Source organism: Anaerovorax odorimutans DSM 5092 (genome assembly GCF_000426305.1).
In the GTDB taxonomy this organism is placed as follows: Bacteria; Bacillota; Clostridia; order Peptostreptococcales; family Anaerovoracaceae; genus Anaerovorax; species Anaerovorax odorimutans.
Genome location: NZ_AUFC01000001.1, coordinates 138,445 through 155,669 on the forward strand (window position 1 = coordinate 138,445; position 17,225 = coordinate 155,669).

Annotated in this window: 16 protein-coding genes; 15 read left to right on the forward strand and 1 reads right to left on the reverse strand. The window is 33.0% G+C overall.

The features are described from left to right. Positions 1-8: 8 nt before the first annotated feature. Positions 9-1,298 (reverse strand): homoserine dehydrogenase, encoded by a 1,290-nt coding sequence (locus K292_RS0100610; protein WP_027398214.1) that lies wholly within the window; start codon positions 1,296-1,298, stop codon positions 9-11. 169 nt (positions 1,299-1,467) lie between these two features. On the opposite strand from K292_RS0100610, the gene trmL reads away from it, so the two are divergent. The 15 genes from trmL (at position 1,468) to K292_RS0100685 (ending at position 17,173) form a co-directional block, all read left to right on the forward strand. Next, a complete protein-coding gene (trmL, locus tag K292_RS0100615; RefSeq protein ID WP_027398215.1) occupies positions 1,468-1,938 on the forward strand; it encodes a tRNA (uridine(34)/cytosine(34)/5-carboxymethylaminomethyluridine(34)-2'-O)-methyltransferase TrmL in 471 nt (156 codons plus the stop codon). 146 nt (positions 1,939-2,084) lie between these two features. Continuing rightward, positions 2,085-3,530, forward strand: coding sequence for an RNA polymerase factor sigma-54 (rpoN, locus tag K292_RS0100620; protein WP_027398216.1), 1,446 nt, complete (start codon positions 2,085-2,087; stop codon positions 3,528-3,530). Positions 3,531-3,573: 43 nt separating this feature from the next. After that, the gene (gap, locus tag K292_RS0100625; protein ID WP_027398217.1) at positions 3,574-4,593 is read left to right on the forward strand and encodes a type I glyceraldehyde-3-phosphate dehydrogenase; all 1,020 of its coding nucleotides are present in this window, start codon (positions 3,574-3,576) and stop codon (positions 4,591-4,593) included. A gap of 53 nt (positions 4,594-4,646) precedes the next feature. After that, positions 4,647-5,654: a type I glyceraldehyde-3-phosphate dehydrogenase gene (gene gap, locus K292_RS0100630; RefSeq protein ID WP_037372088.1), complete on the forward strand. Its 1,008-nt coding sequence runs from the start codon at positions 4,647-4,649 to the stop codon at positions 5,652-5,654. A 163-nt stretch (positions 5,655-5,817) separates the two neighbouring features. Beyond that, a complete protein-coding gene (locus K292_RS0100635) occupies positions 5,818-7,005 on the forward strand; it encodes a phosphoglycerate kinase (protein WP_037372090.1) in 1,188 nt (395 codons plus the stop codon). A 23-nt stretch (positions 7,006-7,028) separates the two neighbouring features. Beyond that, entirely contained in the window at positions 7,029-7,775 is a 747-nt protein-coding gene (gene tpiA, locus K292_RS0100640; RefSeq protein WP_027398220.1) for a triose-phosphate isomerase, read from the forward strand. 33 nt (positions 7,776-7,808) lie between these two features. Continuing rightward, complete coding sequence (eno, locus tag K292_RS0100645; RefSeq protein WP_027398221.1) at positions 7,809-9,107, forward strand: phosphopyruvate hydratase; 1,299 nt, start codon at positions 7,809-7,811, stop codon at positions 9,105-9,107. Positions 9,108-9,247: 140 nt separating this feature from the next. Further along, positions 9,248-9,478 (forward strand): preprotein translocase subunit SecG, encoded by a 231-nt coding sequence (secG, locus tag K292_RS0100650; protein WP_027398222.1) that lies wholly within the window; start codon positions 9,248-9,250, stop codon positions 9,476-9,478. A 110-nt stretch (positions 9,479-9,588) separates the two neighbouring features. Further along, the gene (locus tag K292_RS0100655) at positions 9,589-11,616 is read left to right on the forward strand and encodes a sodium-translocating pyrophosphatase (RefSeq protein WP_027398223.1); all 2,028 of its coding nucleotides are present in this window, start codon (positions 9,589-9,591) and stop codon (positions 11,614-11,616) included. A 203-nt stretch (positions 11,617-11,819) separates the two neighbouring features. Next, on the forward strand, positions 11,820-12,992 hold the full coding sequence (locus K292_RS0100660) for an ABC transporter substrate-binding protein (protein WP_027398224.1): 1,173 nt from the start codon (positions 11,820-11,822) through the stop codon (positions 12,990-12,992). 200 nt (positions 12,993-13,192) lie between these two features. Then, a complete protein-coding gene (locus K292_RS0100665) occupies positions 13,193-14,071 on the forward strand; it encodes a branched-chain amino acid ABC transporter permease (RefSeq protein WP_027398225.1) in 879 nt (292 codons plus the stop codon). 2 nt (positions 14,072-14,073) lie between these two features. After that, positions 14,074-15,039 (forward strand): branched-chain amino acid ABC transporter permease, encoded by a 966-nt coding sequence (locus tag K292_RS0100670; RefSeq protein WP_027398226.1) that lies wholly within the window; start codon positions 14,074-14,076, stop codon positions 15,037-15,039. Beyond that, a complete protein-coding gene (locus tag K292_RS0100675; RefSeq protein ID WP_027398227.1) occupies positions 15,039-15,827 on the forward strand; it encodes an ABC transporter ATP-binding protein in 789 nt (262 codons plus the stop codon). The genes K292_RS0100670 and K292_RS0100675 overlap by 1 nt, the downstream gene beginning before the upstream one ends. Further along, positions 15,820-16,527, forward strand: a complete 708-nt coding sequence (locus K292_RS0100680; RefSeq protein WP_027398228.1) for an ABC transporter ATP-binding protein — start codon at positions 15,820-15,822, stop codon at positions 16,525-16,527. The genes K292_RS0100675 and K292_RS0100680 overlap by 8 nt, the downstream gene beginning before the upstream one ends. A gap of 1 nt (position 16,528) precedes the next feature. Next, positions 16,529-17,173 carry a CBS domain-containing protein gene (locus K292_RS0100685; protein ID WP_027398229.1) on the forward strand — a complete coding sequence of 215 codons (645 nt, stop codon included), beginning with the start codon at positions 16,529-16,531 and terminating at the stop codon, positions 17,171-17,173. The last annotated feature ends 52 nt before the right edge of the window (positions 17,174-17,225 follow it).

Genomic DNA, 17,225 nt, shown 5'->3' on the forward strand with positions numbered 1-17,225 from the left:
CCTCCTTATTACATTACTCGGATAATACTTTTAATGGCTGTTGCAAAGTGATTTCCAATAATGGAAACTAGTGCTTCATCTAATCTTTCTCTGGTAACTTCATGTAGAATAAATACAATAGAAACGTCATCTCCTGTTTGCGCATCATTTGCAAGCTGCATTACAGAGTCGATTCCTATTCCGTATTCCCCAAGAGCAGTGGTGATTTTACCCATAACACCTGGAACATTTTTGGCTGTTAAACTTACATAATATTTATTTTGACCTTCACCTACAAAGTTTAAATTTTCAATAATGGAATCTTCTGCATAGTGATCAAAAGCAGACCCTTTTGCTATAGCTTTTGAAATTTCAATTACATCGCCCATAACGGCACTGCCTGTTGGAAGAGGACCTGCCCCTTTACCATAGAACATAAGCTCATCTACTGCATTACCTCTAACAAATATTGCATTAAATTCATTACTTACTGAAGCTAGAGGATGAGATGATGGAACAAAAGCAGGTTGTACGTGACATTCCAGTTGTTTGTCCACTTTTTTTGCAGTTGCAAGCAGTTTAATTTTATAACCGAATTGAACAGCAAAATCTATATCGTCTTTTGTAATCTTTGTAATCCCTTCTGTAGGAATTTCTTCCGGGGATACTCTGGATCCGAAAATTAGTGAAATTAAAATAGAAAGTTTGTTGGCAACATCGATGCCCTCTACATCAGCAGTTGGGTCTGCTTCAGCAAAACCTTTTTCTTGCGCAACTTTTAATACATCGGCATAATCTAGTCCGAATTCTGTCATTTGAGTAAGAATATAATTAGTTGTACCATTAATGATTCCAAGAATTTCATCAAATTCATTAGCTAATAGTGCAGTAGTCAATGAATTAAGAATTGGTATGCCTCCGCCTACACTTGCTTCAAATCTAAACATTACCTTATTTTTCTTTGCAGCTTCCATAAGCATATCATAATTTGCAGCTACAGCTGCCTTATTTGCGGTTACAACATGTTTCCCATTTTCTAAAGCTTTCAGCATGAAAGTACTTGCTGGTTCTATTCCACCGATTAATTCAATGACAATATCAATTTCCGGGTCTAAAAAAATATCATCTGGGTTTTGTGTAAACATATCAGGAGTTACAGTAATATCTCTTTCTCTATTTACATCCCTTTCTAATATCTTTGTGATTTCAATATCTACGCCTGTATTAGCTGTAATTTGTTTTTTATTCATTTCTAATGTTTTATAGGATCCTGTACCGATATTGCCAAGCCCCAATAGTCCGACTTTTATTGTTTTCATGTTTAATATTACCTCCTGAAAAATTTATATTATGCTATTATATTATATTATTATAAAAAAGTCTTTATAAAATTACAAATTTTTATTATTATATTTATATAATAAATTTATATAATAATTTTCATGTCATATGGAGAAATTATAAATAATAGTTGAAAGGATTATAAAAATGACAATTAATATTGTATTAGTAGAACCTGAAATTCCGCCAAATACTGGGAATATTGCACGTTCATGTGCCGCAACAGGGGCAAAATTGCATTTAGTTGAACCTTTAGGATTTAATATAGATGATAAGGCAGTGAAAAGAGCAGGACTTGACTATTGGCCATATGTAAAGTTAGAAGTACATAAAAGCTTAGGTGAATTTCTTGAAAAATATAAGGATATACCAATGTATTTGGCAACAACAAAAGGGGAAAAAAGGTATAGTGATGTAAAATATGAAGAAAATGCAATGATTCTGTTCGGAAGAGAGACTGCTGGATTGCCAAAGGATTTTATTAATTCAAATTTAGATAATACAATTCGAATTCCCATGAGTAAAGATACAAGATTAAGGTCGTTAAATTTATCAAATTCAGTAAATATAGTTTTATTTGAAGCATTAAGGCAGCATAATTTCCCGGATTTAAAGTAACATAGTTAAAGTAATGTATTTAAAATAGTAAAAAATAAATAATAATTAAGAGCAAAAGCAATGAGTTTGTGATATAATTAAAAAGTATGTAAAAATCTAAGGGTATTATATCCTTAGGAATATGTTTTTTTTGCGAGGATGAAGCCATGAGATTAGGATATGACTTAACAATTGAACAATCACAAAAACTTGTTATGACACCTGAGTTGATTCAGGCTATTCAGATATTGCAATTTAATACTCAAGAACTTGAAAATTATGTAGAAGAGCAATTATTAACGAATCCTATTTTAGAAGCAGCGTCTATGTTAAATTCAACTGAAAATAGTGAAAATGAGCAGCGAGGTGAAGATTTAAAAGTTTCTTTAGATGAAGATAAAAATGATAATTTCGTAAAAGATCGTGATGAATTTGATTGGGCGGAGCATTTTAAAGAAAGACAATATGATGATATTAGTTATAAACAATGGGAGTATAGTAACGATAAAAATGAATACTCTTATGAGCAATTTGTCCCATCTGAAATTACTCTTACTGAACATCTTATGTTTCAATTACAGTTTGCACCAATTAAAAAAAGCTGCAGACAAGCAGGCAGATATATTATTGAGTCTTTAGATGAAAATGGATATATGACTTTGACAATAGAAGAAATTTCTAAAGCATTAGGAATTAGCAAAGAAAAAGTTATGATAGTTCTTGATGCAATTCAAGGATTTGAACCTGCAGGTGTTGGTGCTAGAGATTTAAAAGAATGTCTTATTATCCAGCTTAAGTATCAAGGAAAATTAAATGATGTTATTGAAAAAGTGATAAATAATCATTTAGAAGATATTGCCTGTAACAGATTAAATAATATTGCTAAAACACTGGGCATTTCTGTAAAAGAAGTTCAAGATATAAGAGATCTAATAAAAGGATTGGAACCTAAACCGGGGAGACAGTTTAGCTCGGGAAATGAAACAAGGTATATTATACCTGATGTAACTGTAGAAAAAAATAATGGAGAATATGTGGTTAATGTCAGTGAAAGCAGTGCTCCAAAAATGACAATCAGTTCATACTATCAAAATATGCTCATAAATTCTGACAAAGAATCTAACATATCAAAATTTTTAAGCAGTAGATTAAATTCTGCATTATGGTTGATAAAGAGTATAGAACAAAGAAAGCAGACAATATATAATGTTGTGAGTGCAGTAGTAAAATATCAAATAGATTTTTTTGAATTAGGTCCTAAATATTTAAAGACCTTAACTTTAAAGCAAATAGCTGATGAAGTAGGAATTCATGAATCTACAGTAAGTCGGTCTATAAATGGAAAATATATGCAAAGTCCCAGAGGCGTATTTGAAATAAAATACTTTTTTACAAGTGGAGTATCAGGAACCTCAGGAGAAGGAATTTCATCAGAAAGCATAAAAACATTTATTCGGGAGATATTAGATAATGAAAACCCAAAATCACCACTTAGTGATCAAGCTATAGTGGAATTACTTACTAAAAGGGGTATTGATATTTCTCGTAGAACCGTAGCTAAATACAGAGATGAGATGAATATTCCGTCTTCATCAAAAAGAAAACGATATTAATAAAATTTAATAGTTAAAATAATTAGGAGGAAACTAGATTAAAATGTCAATCAAAGTAGGAATTAGTGGTTTTGGACGTATTGGTAGGGTAGTCTTTCGTGCTGCTTTTGAGCAGGAGAAAGACATTGAAATTTGCGGTATTAATGTTCGTAACGCAGATAAAGATTATATGGTCTATATGTTAAAGTATGATACAATCTTTGGAAGATTTAAAGGTACTTTGGAAACGTATGAAGAAGGAATTTGTGTAAATGGTAAAAAAATTCCGGTATATAGTGAAAGTGATGCGGAAAATATTCCGTGGTCTGAATGTGGTGCAGAATATATAGTTGAAGCGACTGGCGCTTATGTAACAACAGAAAAGGCTTTAAAGCATATTAAAGCAGGAGCAAAAAAAATAGTAATTACTGCACCTGCAAAAGATGATGTTACACCTACATATGTTATGGGAGTTAATCATAAAGAGTACACTTCAGATATTAATGTTGTCTCCAATGCCTCTTGTACAACAAACTGTTTGGCTCCATTAGCTAAGGTAATAGAAGATAATTATGGTATAGAACAGGGGCTTATGTCTACAATTCATGCTGCAACGGCAAAACAGAAGGTTGTAGACGCCAGATCACTTAAAGACTGGCGTACAGGTCGTTCTACATTTGGGAATATTATTCCTTCAAGTACAGGAGCAGCTAAAGCAGTAGGTTTAGTTATTCCTTCATTGAAGGGTAAATTAACAGGAATTTCATACAGAGTTCCTGTTGCGGATGTGTCTGTTATTGATTTAAACATAATGTTAAATAAACCGACTACATATGAGGATATGTGTAATAAAATAAAAGAAGCTTCACAGACTTATTTAAAAGATATTCTTGAATATGTTGATGATGAAGTAGTGTCTTCTGATTTTATCGGAGATTATCATACATCTATATTTGATGCTAGAGAAGGAATAATGCTAAATGAAAGATTTTTTAAACTCATTGCATTTTATGATAATGAATGGGGTTACTCTAGCAAAATTCTTATGTTGATTAAGCATATGTATAGTATTGACAGAAAATAATTTTTGCTGTTAATGCTGTTATATATAAAAATTGAATACAGGGGTGACTGAACATGATAAAAGTTGGAATAAATGGATTTGGAAGGATTGGAAGAAATGCATTGAAAGCTGCACTTAATAAAAATTGTGATTTTGAAGTAGTTGCTATAAATGATATAACTAATCCTGCAACTTTAGCGCATTTATTAAAATATGATAGTTGCTTTGGAACGTTTGATGGTGCTATTGAAGCAAAATCAGATGCAATTATTGTAAACGAAAAAGAAATAAAAATTTTAGCAATAAGGAATCCGGAAGAATTACCTTGGAAAGAAATGGGAGTTGAAGTCGTTTTAGAATCAACAGGACTGTTTACAAAAAAAGTTGATGCTGAAAAACATATTAAAGCAGGAGCAAAGAAAGTAATTATATCAGCTCCGGGTAAGGAAGAAGATATTACGATAGTAATGGGTGTAAATGAAGATAAATATGATCCAAGCACTCATAATGTTATATCTAATGCATCATGCACAACAAATTGTTTAGCACCTTTTGCTAAGGTTATCGATGAGCAATTTGGTATTGAAAGAGGATTAATGACGACTATTCATTCTTACACTAATGATCAAAGAATTCTTGATTTACCACATAAGGATTTAAGAAGGGCAAGAGCTGCAGGAGTTTCTATGATTCCGACAACAACTGGTGCTGCAAAAGCAGTATCATTAGTATTACCGCAGCTTAAAGATAAGCTTAATGGAATGGCTATGCGTGTTCCAACACCGGCGGTATCTGTAGTTGATATAGTATTTGAAGTAAAGAAGAATACTACAAAAGAAGAAGTGAATGGTGTATTAAAAGCAGCTGCTGAAGGTGAGCTTAAAGGAATTTTGGCTTACTGTGATGAACCTCTTGTATCGGTTGATTTTAAGCAGAATCCTCATTCGTCGATTATTGATGCATTATCGACGATTGTTTTGGATGGCAATATGGTCAAGGTCCTTTCATGGTATGATAACGAGTGGGGTTATTCTAACAGAGTAATAGATCTTATAAATTATGTTATAAAGAAAGGTTTATAATAAGTTAAAATCTAATCATTCTTGTTTGTATTTTATTTTGTTTGCTAGGTAAAAAGGCAAGTAAGTATATAGACACATTATTAAATTGTCCCAACATAATAATTTTATCGAATTTATTTGAAAGGACGATTTAATTGTGTTTGTAACCAAAGGGAGGATAAACATGAAAAAAACAGTAAAGGACATTGAAGTAAAGGGCAAGAAGGTTATTGTTAGATGTGATTTTAATGTGCCGTTAGATGAGAGTGGTCAAATTACAGATGATATTAGAATAACAAGCGCATTACCTACTATTAATTATCTTTTAGAAAACAAAGCAAAAATTATACTTATGTCACATCTCGGAAGACCTAAGGGTGAACCTAATATGAAGTATTCCTTAAAACCTGTAGCTGAGAGATTATCACAATTATTGAATATGAAGATTAATTTTATAAGTGATGAAAATGTAGTAAGCGATAAAGTAAAAAATGCAGCAGATAATTTAAAGGATGGAGAAATACTTTTACTTGAAAATGTAAGATTCCGTAAAGAGGAAACAGAAAACGGAGCTGAATTTTCTAAAGAATTGGCGGGGTTAGCAGATATTTTTGTAAATGATGCATTTGGAACTGCACATAGAGCCCATTCTTCCACAGCAGGAATTGCAAAATATATCCCAGCAGTATCAGGTTTTTTAATTGAAAAAGAAGTGAAATTTTTAGGAAGTGCTATTGAAAATCCAAAGAGACCTTTTGTAGCAATTATGGGAGGTGCTAAAGTCGGAGATAAGATATCTGTTATTGATAATCTATTGAAAAAAGTTGATGTCTTAATTATAGGCGGAGGAATGGCTTATACGTTTCTTAAGTCTAAAGGTTATGAAATTGGTAAATCTATTTTAGATACTGAGAACATTAATCTTGCAGAATCATTATTAAAGAAAGCAGACAAAAAAGGTGTGAAAATTTTACTTCCTATAGATATAAAAGCTTCAAAAGAATTTGATAATAACTCAGAGACTTCTTTATTTGATGCGGATAAAATTTCACCAGATTATATGGGACTTGATATTGGACCTAAGACAATAGATTTATTTTCAGAAGAGCTGCTGAAAGCTAAAACTATAATTTGGAATGGTCCTGTGGGAGTTTTTGAAATGTCAAATTTTGCTACTGGAACTATAAAAATTGCAGAGGCTTTAGCAGATAGTGATGCTGTTACTATTATAGGTGGGGGAGATTCTGCTGCTGCAGTTGCCCAATTTGGATTTTCTGATAAAATGACTCATATTTCTACTGGAGGGGGTGCTTCTTTAGAATTTTTAGAAGGAAAAGAATTACCTGGAATAGCAGTATTGCAAGATAAATAAGTAGATTAAAGGGGGAATTTAATATGCGTAAACCATTTATAATGGGTAATTGGAAAATGTTTAAAACAACAAAAGAGGCAGTCTCCTTTGCAAAAGAATTTAAATCACTATATCATAAAAGTGATGTAAAAGTAGGAATTTGTGCCCCATTTACTCAACTTGCAGCACTTTCTGATGAATTTTACGGAACTGGAATTGTTGTTGGTGCTCAGAATATGCATTTTGAAGAAAGCGGAGCATTTACGGGAGAAATTTCAGCTGATATGCTTAATGAAATGGATATTGAGTATTGTATTATAGGACATTCTGAAAGAAGACAATATTTTAATGAGACTGATGATACAGTTAATAAAAAACTACATACTGCATTTAAACATAATATTATTCCGATTCTTTGTGTTGGTGAAGTTCTCGCACAAAGAGAAGCAGGGCAAGAATTTAACGTAGTTAAGTCCCAGTTAAAAGGTGCACTTTTAAACTTATCAGCAGAATTTGTTTCAAAAATTGTGATTGCATATGAACCTGTTTGGGCAATTGGAACGGGAAAAACTGCAACTCCTGAGCAAGCAAATGAAATGTGCGGATATATCAGAACGGTGATTGAAGAATTATATGGAGATGACGTTTCCGAAAATGTTATAATTCAATATGGAGGAAGTGTTAAACCCGGAAATGCAACTGAACTTATGAATATGGAAGAAATAGATGGCGCATTAGTAGGAGGGGCTAGTTTAAAACCTGCGGATTTTATGCAAATAATAAATTTCTAATAGTTTAATGTAAAATTATATGGAGGTGGAAGTATGTCATATATTGAAGACGTAATAGCACGAGAAGTACTTGATTCAAGAGGAAATCCAACAGTAGAAGTAGAAGTATATTTAGAAGACGGAAGTATGGGAAGAGCCATTGTTCCATCAGGAGCTTCAACAGGAGTTCATGAAGCAGTGGAACTAAGAGATGGTGATAAAGGAAGATACCTTGGAAAAGGAGTTGAAAAGGCAGTAGATAATGTTAATAACATTATTGCTGATGAAATAATTGGAATGAATGTATTTGATCAAGTAGGTTTGGACATGTTTCTTATTGAACTTGATGGTACGCCAAATAAAGGAAAATTAGGTGCAAATGCAATTTTAGCAGTGTCTATGGCGGTAGCCCATGCAGCAGCTGATAGTCTTGGCCTTCCATTGTTTCAATATCTTGGAGGCGTAAATGGTAAACTTTTACCTACACCTATGATGAATATTTTAAATGGTGGTGAACATGCTGATAACACTGTTGATATTCAAGAATTTATGATAATGCCTGTTGGAGCAAAAAGCTTTAAAGAAGGACTTAGAATGGGTACAGAAGTATTTCATAGCCTGAAATCTGTATTAAAAAATAAAGGAATGAATACTGCAGTAGGTGATGAGGGTGGATTTGCTCCTAATCTTGCAACTAATGAAGAAGCTATCCAAGTTATTTTAGAAGCTATTGAAAAAGCTGGTTATAAAGCTGGTGAAGACATTAAAATTGCTTTGGATGTAGCAGCATCGGAAATGTATGATGCTGATAATAAGATTTATAACTTAAAGGGTGAAGGTGTTGAAAAAACCGCTGAAGAAATGGTAGCATATTATGAAATGCTTATTGCTAAATATCCTGTAATATCAATTGAAGATGGACTTGCTGAAGATGACTGGGATGGTTGGAAGCTTATGACTGACAAACTTGGTGACAGGGTTCAGCTTGTTGGGGATGATCTGTTTGTAACTAATACAGAGAGACTTGCAGAAGGAATTGAAAAGGGAATAGGAAATTCTATTTTGATAAAAGTAAATCAAATAGGAACTCTGACAGAAACTTTTGATGCTATAGAAATGGCTAAAAAAGCAGGGTACACAGCTATAGTTTCTCATAGATCAGGTGAAACGGAAGATGTTACTATTGCAGATATAGTAGTTGGATTAAATGCAGGTCAGATTAAAACAGGTTCACTTTCAAGAACAGACCGAATTGCGAAATATAATCAATTATTAAGATTGGAAGAACTTCTTGATGTTTCTGCTAAGTATGCAGGAAATGATGCTTTTTATAATCTAAAAAATAAGGCTTAATTATTATTTTTATAATTTAAGTGGCATGGCTTAAAGGCAAAATTTGCTTGATTTTTAGAGTTTAATATGATAGACTTTAGAAGTTAATCTGAAGTCATTTTTGTGTTAAGATAACATATTTTATAATAGGAGGTGCAACAGTGAAGATATTTTTAATGATTCTACTTTCCATTGCCAGTATAGTGTTAATAGCAAGTATTTTACTTCAATCCGGCAAAAGTGCAGGTCTTTCCGGTTCTATCGGTGGCGGTGCTGAGCAAATCTTTGGGAAAAAGAAAAGTAAAGGATATGAAGCAATTTTAAGTAGAATTAGTACTGTTGGTGCAGTAATATTCATTTTATGCTCACTATTTTTGGTAGCTATAGAATAGCAAACATATTATTTTGGTAATAATTAATTTTATTATATTTTTTATATAAGAGGTATTAAAAAAAGTGCCTCTTAATATTTTGTTTTTGTAAAGAGGAGGAGATACAGAAAATGAGTGGATTGGCAATTGTCGCACCTATCGCAGCTGTCTTGGCATTAATTGTTGCCTATGGCTTGTCATCATGGATTGGAAAAGTAGACGAAGGTACGGACAGAATGAAGGAAATTGCAGGCTATATAAGAGAAGGTGCCATGGCTTTCCTAAGAAGAGAATACAAAACAATGGTAATCGTAATTGTTGTTTTGTTTATAATTCTTGGAGTAGGACTTCATAATTGGACTACTGCGGTTTTATATGTGATTGGAGCTTTATTCTCAGTACTTGCAGGATTCTTTGGAATGAGAGTTGCAACTAAAGGTAATGTAAGAACTGCCAATGCAGCAAAAGAAGGCGGAATGAGCAAAGCTTTAAAAGTTGCATTCAGAAGTGGTGCAGTAATGGGACTTTGTGTAACGGGTCTTGGTCTTTTGGGAGTTGGTGGTATTTTTGTACTGCTTGGAATAGATAGTGCAGAAGTAATAACAGGATTTGGTCTTGGAGCATCTTCTATGGCATTGTTTGGTCGTGTAGGCGGTGGTATTTATACTAAAGCTGCTGACGTTGGTGCAGACCTAGTTGGTAAAGTAGAAGCTGGAATTCCAGAAGACGATCCAAGAAATCCAGCTGTAATCGCAGACAATGTAGGTGATAATGTCGGTGATGTTGCAGGTATGGGATCTGACTTATTTGAATCTTATGTTGGATCTATTATTTCAGCGATAACATTAGCAGCTATGATTCCGGTTATTAAACCTACAATTGGGGCAGCTTTTGATCTGCCTGCAGTAGAGGGAGCAGTTTTCCCATTAATATTAGCGGCTATTGGTATTGTTGCTTCTATTATTGGTATTTTATTTGTTAGAGGTAATGAAAATTCAAATCCTGCTACAGCATTAAATGCAGGGACTTATATTAGCAGTATAATCGTAATTATTTGTTCATTTATTTTAAGTAATGTGTTCTTTGGTAGCTTTAATTGCGCAATTTCTATAGTTGCTGGTTTAATTGTAGGAACAGCAATCGGAAAGATTACAGAAATCTATACATCAGCTGATTATAAATCAGTAAAAGGTATTGCAGAACAATGTCAAACAGGTGCTGCAACGACAATTATCAGTGGATTTGGTGTAGGTATGTTATCTACAGTATGGCCAATTATATTTGTTGCAGTAGGAATTCTTGTTGCAAATTCATTTGCAGGATTATATGGAATTGCTCTTGCAGCAGTAGGTATGCTTTCAACAACAGGTATGGTAGTTGCTGTAGATGCCTATGGACCAGTATCTGATAATGCTGGAGGTATTGCAGAAATGGCAGAACTTCCTCATGAAGTTAGAACAATTACTGACAAACTTGATTCTGTTGGTAACACAACAGCAGCTATTGGTAAAGGCTTTGCAATTGGTTCAGCTGCTTTAACTGCGCTAGCATTATTTGCAGCTTATTCTCAGGTTGCAGGTTTAAAATCAATAAGCTTATTAGATCCATTAGTAATTGCAGGATTATTTATCGGAGCAATGCTTCCTTTCTTATTCTCTGCTTTAACAATGAATTCTGTTGGAAAAGCAGCTAATATGATGATCGAAGAAGTTAGAAGACAATTCAGATCGGATAAAGGAATTATGGAAGGTACTTCAAAGCCTGATTATGCAAGATGCGTAGACATCAGTACAAAGGCTGCATTAAAAGAAATGGTAGCTCCAGGATTGCTTGCAATAATAGCTCCTTTAGCAGTAGGTATTATTATGGGTACTGAAGCGCTTGGAGGAATGCTTGCAGGAGCTTTAGCAGCAGGTGTATTAGTAGCTATAATGATGGCAAATGCAGGTGGTGCATGGGATAATGCTAAGAAATATATTGAAGAAGGAAATTATGGCGGAAAAGGCAGTGATTCTCATAAAGCTGCAGTAGTTGGAGATACAGTAGGTGATCCATTTAAAGATACTTCCGGACCTTCAATTAATATTTTAATTAAGCTTATGACTATAGTAGCAGTAGTATTTGCACCTCTTTTCGTAGCTATTGGTGGTCTATTATAGTATTTTACTTATAACTAATAAAAGTCCTTATTTTAAGGGCTTTTATTTTTTTTGTTTATATTTTTTAAAATTTAAATAAAGTTAAAATACATTTATTTAAATGGAAAATATTTATAGGTATATATGTCAAATACATTGACAAAATTAGGTATACATATTAAGATTAATTGTAAAATATATTAAGGTGGTGTATTAAAAAAATTATGAAGAAATTATTAGTATTAATGCTTGCATTTATACTTGTTGCTGGTTCTTTAGCCGGCTGCGGTGATAAAAATGCAAATGAAGATGGTACCAAAGAGTTGAATATTGGTATTAATTATGAATTAACAGGACCAAATGCTTCTTATGGTGAAGCATCGGTACAAGGTATAATGATGGCTTTTGATGAAATCAATGATGCTGGTGGTATTGATGGTATGAAAATAAATCCGGTAGAAATTGATAATAAATCTGATTCAGCAGAAGCAACATCTGTTGCAACAAGATTAATGACTCAAAAAAATGTTGTGGCTTGTTTGGGACCTGCTACAACAGGAAATTTCCAAGCTACAATTCCGGAAGCTATAGGAAACCAGATTCCAATTATATCTGCTTCTGCAACTGGAGATGAAGGTGTTACAACTGATAAAAATGGGAAAGTTAATGAATATGTTTTCCGTCTTTGTTTTAACGATTCATTTCAGGGAGTAACTATGGCAAATTTTGCTTCTAATAATCTAGAGGCTAAGAAGGCTGTTATAATAAAAGATACTTCCAGTGACTATGCTAAAGGACTTGCAGAAAATTTTGCTAAAACTTTTAAAAGTAACGGTGGAGAAATTGTTGCTGAAGAAGGTTATGTGACTAAAGAAAAAGATTTTATGGCAATTTTAACTAAGGTTAAGTCTAAAGATTTTGATGTTATCTTTTTACCTGGATATTATCAAGAAGCAGGACTTGTTATTAAGCAAGCTCGTGAATTAGGAATTGATACACCTATACTAGGTGCTGACGGATTTGATTCACCTGTACTTTTAGAACTTGCTGGTGCTAAAGCATTAAATAAAGTATATTTTTCAAATCACTATTCATCATTAGACAAGGATCCTTTAGTACAGGATTTTATTGCTGCATACAAAGAAAAATATAATACTGATCCAGGTGCGTTTCAAGCGTTAGGATATGATCTTGGAAAATTTATAGCAGACGCTATACAGAGAGCAGGATCAACTAAGCCTGAAGAAATTAAAAATGCCCTTGCTTCAACAAAGGACTTTGCAGGAGTTACAGGATCATTCAGTATGGATAAAAATCATAATCCGATAAAATCAATTGTAGTAATAGAATTAAAAGATGGTGTTCAAGCAACATCAGTAAAAGTAGAACCTAAATAGGAATTAACTATAATAGTCTATAAATAAAATACTACTTACTTAAGTAGTATTTTATGATTTTTTATTTAATGGCTATTATGGTCAAAGTTACATAATTGACTAATTTTATAAAAGAAGGTATACTAATTAAGTTAGAGTATTTTTGCTCTAACTTAATTAGTTAATGGTCAAAATTACTTTATTATTTGGAGGTGCAAACCTTGAGCGAATTTTTACAACAAATGGTAAACGGTATTTCCCTAGGTAGCATTTATGCTTTAATTGCCTTAGGATATACTATGGTTTACGGAATTATCAAACTTATTAATTTTGCACATGGTGATGTATATATGATAGGTGCGTATATAGGATTTGCAGCAACTACATATGCGCAGCTGGGATTTTTTCCAGCACTTATTATTTCAATGGCTGCTTGTGCAGTTTTAGGAGTATTTGTGGAAAGAATTGCATACAAACCCCTTAGAAATTCTTCCAGAATAGCAGTTCTAATTACAGCTATTGGAGTTTCTCTTCTTATGGAGTATGTTATGATGTTTTTTGTAGGTGCTGAAGTCCGTTCTTATCCTAAATTATTATCAGAAAGAGTTTTTGAAATAGGCAATGTTTATATAAAAGCTCAGCAACTGTATATTATAGCTACTGCTATAATACTTATGATAGTACTTCAATTTATTGTACATAAAACTAAAACAGGTAAAGCAATGAGAGCGGTTTCAATTGATAAAGATGCGGCTCAGCTTATGGGAATAAAAGTTGATAGAACAATCTCTTTTACATTTGCAATTGGATCAGCTTTTGCAGGCGCAGCAGGTGTTTTGGTTGGTATATATTATAATTCTATTGATCCTCTTATGGGGATAATGCCTGGTTTAAAAGCTTTTGTTGCTGCTGTATTTGGTGGGATCGGAAGTATTCCAGGTGCAATGATCGGAGGACTTGGAATTGGTATTATGGAAACTTTAGTTTCGGGATATTGGAATTCAATGTATCGTGATGCTGCGGTATTTGCATTTTTGATTATTATATTGATTCTTAAGCCAGCAGGTTTACTTGGTAAAAATACAAGAGAGAAGGTGTAACTATGCGTATATTAATGAAAAAGAATTTATTGATACTACTATGCCTTATTGTGACTTTTGTAATTGTTCAAGTATTGATTATGAATGGGATTATTACCAGATTTCACGAAATTACTATAGCTACTATATGTATTAATATTATTTTAGCTGTCAGTTTAAATTTAGTAACTGGTTTTACAGGGCAATTTTCCCTCGGGCATGCAGGATTTATGTCAATAGGGGCATATGTTTGTGCAATAATTAATTCACGGATGGATTCTACTTTAGGATTTCTTATTGGTATATTAGCCGGGGCTGTTGCAGCAGCAATAGTTGGTGTTATAATAGGTATTCCAACTTTGAGACTTAAGGGTGATTATTTGGCGATTGCTACCTTAGGCATGGCAGAGATTATTCGTGTTATATTTCTAAATCTGAAAATTACAAATGGTGCTGCGGGGTTTTCAGGTATTCCAAGATACACTAACTGGATGTGGTTGTTTATATTTACTGCAGGTTCTATTATTCTTATAAATAATTTTATAAGATCATCTCATGGACGTGCATGTATTTCAATAAGAGAAGATGAAATTGCGGCAGAATCTATGGGGATAAATACGACAAAATATAAAGTAATGGCTTTTACAATAGGTGCATTTTTTGCAGGTATAGCAGGTGCATTGTTTGCTTCGTATTTTTATTTTATAAAGCCGGATGCTTTTGGTTTCCTAAAGTCCATAGATATTTTAGTTATAGTAGTATTAGGTGGAATGGGAAGTATTACCGGTTCTGTTATTGCTGCTACAATATTGGCTGTTCTTACAACATTCCTTCAAGAATTTACGGCAGTTCGTATGATTATATACGCAGCGTTGCTTGTACTTATTATGATTTTTAGACCACAAGGCTTGATGGGTACGAAAGAAATTACTGATATTTTTAAGTTTGGTAAACGTGAAGAGAGACTTAACGGAAGGAGGAATAGATAATGTCATTACTTAAAGTAGATAAATTGACAAAATCCTTTGGTGGCCTTACAGCCGTATCCAATGTAAGCCTCAATATTGAAAAAGGAGAGCTTGTGGGGCTTATTGGTCCTAACGGAGCGGGTAAGACGACTTTATTTAACCTTCTTACAGGAGTATATGTTCCAACATCAGGTTCTATAAAACTAAGCTTGGATGACAAGAATTCAAGGGAATTAGGAGGATTGAAACCTTATAATGTTACAAAAGCAGGGCTTGCCCGTACTTTTCAAAATATTAGACTTTTTAAGGATTTAACAGTTCTAGATAATGTACGTATAGCAATGCATCAAAATATTGAATATAAACTAATGTCTGCCTTTTTTCACTTTAATAAATATTATAAAGAAGAAGATAGATTAAAAGAAGAAGCGGAAAAGCTTTTAGATATTTTTAATTTATCGGATAAAAAAAATGAATTAGCTAAAAATCTTCCTTATGGAGAACAACGTCATTTGGAGATTGTAAGAGCCTTAGCTACAAAGCCTGCAATTCTATTGTTAGATGAGCCTGCTGCAGGAATGAATCCAAATGAAACAGCAGCTTTAACTGAAACTATTGCAAGAATCAGAAAAGAGTTTGATCTTACAGTTCTCCTCATTGAGCATGATATGTCATTGGTTATGAAAATATGTGAACGTATTTACGTATTGGATTACGGCATGATGATAGCATCCGGAAGGCCTGAAGATATAAGGAAAAACAGAAAAGTTGTTGAAGCTTATTTAGGGGAGGATGTTAACAATGCTTAGTATAAAAAATCTTAATGTCCATTATGGAGTTATTCATGCCCTAAAAGATATTTCTTTGGAAGTAAATGAGGGTGAAATTGTAACACTTATTGGTGCAAACGGTGCAGGTAAGACAACAACATTACGTACAATATCTGGTTTAAACAAAGCTACCAGCGGAGAAATTTCATTAGAGGGAAAAGATATAACAAATATTGCGCCTCCTCAAAGAGTTAAAATGGGAATTTCACAAGTCCCTGAGGGTAGAAGAATTTTCCCAGAGATGAGTGTATTAGAAAATCTTGAACTAGGTGCATTTTTAAGAAATGATAAAGCTGAAATTAAAAAAGATATTGAAAAAATTTACAATAGATTTCCAATTTTAGGAAATAGAAAAAGACAAACGGCAGGAACTTTATCAGGTGGAGAACAGCAAATGTTAGCTATGGGCCGTGCTCTTATGTCAAGACCTAGAATTCTTCTTTTAGATGAACCTTCTATGGGACTTGCACCTCTTTTAGTTCGTGAAATTTTCAATATAATTAAAGATATAAATAATACTGGAACGACAATACTATTAGTAGAACAAAATGCTAGTATGGCACTTTCTATTGCAAGTAGAGCGTATGTTATTGAAACAGGAGCTATAGTTATCAGTGGTACAGGTGAAGAATTGGCTAAAAGCAACGAAATACAGAAAGCTTATTTAGGAGGGGAATAGTATGTATGTAAAAAGTAGAATGACTGCAAATCCGTATACTATTGCATTTAATGCACCTATTAATGAAGTTATTGAATTGATGCATGAAAAAAACTTAAAAAGAGTACCAGTTGTTGATGATGAAAAAGTAGTTGGAATCATTACAAGTAGCGATTTAGAAAAAGTATCTCCAACAAAAGCCACAACTCTAAGTATATATGAAATTAATTATTTACTTTCAAAGACATTAGTAAGAGATGCTATGACAAAAGAAGTAATTACCATTTCACCTGATGCACTTTTGGAAGAAGCTGCAGTTTTAATGAGGTCTTATAGAATTAGTACATTAGCAGTTGTGAAAGAGAATAAATTAGTAGGGATTATAACTGAAAGTGATATTTTTGATGCCTTTATCGATATACTGGGATTTAGAGATATAGGAAGTAGAATTACTGTAGAAGCTAATGATGTTCCTGGTGCTTTGGCAGATATAGGAAATATTTTCAGTTCCTTTGATGCAAATATTACTCATATAGCAGATTACAGAGGCAGCGGAGGAAAGAGTGATGTGGTAATCAGAACAAATGCACTTAATACTGATGATATTGAAGAAGAACTTAAAAAGCGAGGATATTTAGTATTAAATGTAATCAAAAATCAAGGATAAAATAAAAATAAGCCTGTTAGAGATTAATCTTTTCAGGCTTTTGTTATGTAGT

Excerpts from the sequence above, each read along its gene's own strand:
- K292_RS0100610 (WP_027398214.1), bottom strand. The coding sequence starts at position 1,298 with ATGAAAACAATAAAAGTCGGACTATTGGGGCTTGGCAATATCGGTACA.
- trmL (WP_027398215.1), top strand. The coding sequence starts at position 1,468 with ATGACAATTAATATTGTATTAGTAGAACCTGAAATTCCGCCAAATACT.
- rpoN (WP_027398216.1), top strand. The coding sequence starts at position 2,085 with ATGAGATTAGGATATGACTTAACAATTGAACAATCACAAAAACTTGTT.
- gap (WP_027398217.1), top strand. The coding sequence starts at position 3,574 with ATGTCAATCAAAGTAGGAATTAGTGGTTTTGGACGTATTGGTAGGGTA.
- gap (WP_037372088.1), top strand. The coding sequence starts at position 4,647 with ATGATAAAAGTTGGAATAAATGGATTTGGAAGGATTGGAAGAAATGCA.
- K292_RS0100635 (WP_037372090.1), top strand. The coding sequence starts at position 5,818 with ATGAAAAAAACAGTAAAGGACATTGAAGTAAAGGGCAAGAAGGTTATT.
- tpiA (WP_027398220.1), top strand. The coding sequence starts at position 7,029 with ATGCGTAAACCATTTATAATGGGTAATTGGAAAATGTTTAAAACAACA.
- eno (WP_027398221.1), top strand. The coding sequence starts at position 7,809 with ATGTCATATATTGAAGACGTAATAGCACGAGAAGTACTTGATTCAAGA.
- K292_RS0100655 (WP_027398223.1), top strand. The coding sequence starts at position 9,589 with ATGAGTGGATTGGCAATTGTCGCACCTATCGCAGCTGTCTTGGCATTA.
- K292_RS0100660 (WP_027398224.1), top strand. The coding sequence starts at position 11,820 with ATGAAGAAATTATTAGTATTAATGCTTGCATTTATACTTGTTGCTGGT.
- K292_RS0100670 (WP_027398226.1), top strand. The coding sequence starts at position 14,074 with ATGCGTATATTAATGAAAAAGAATTTATTGATACTACTATGCCTTATT.
- K292_RS0100675 (WP_027398227.1), top strand. The coding sequence starts at position 15,039 with ATGTCATTACTTAAAGTAGATAAATTGACAAAATCCTTTGGTGGCCTT.
- K292_RS0100680 (WP_027398228.1), top strand. The coding sequence starts at position 15,820 with ATGCTTAGTATAAAAAATCTTAATGTCCATTATGGAGTTATTCATGCC.
- K292_RS0100685 (WP_027398229.1), top strand. The coding sequence starts at position 16,529 with ATGTATGTAAAAAGTAGAATGACTGCAAATCCGTATACTATTGCATTT.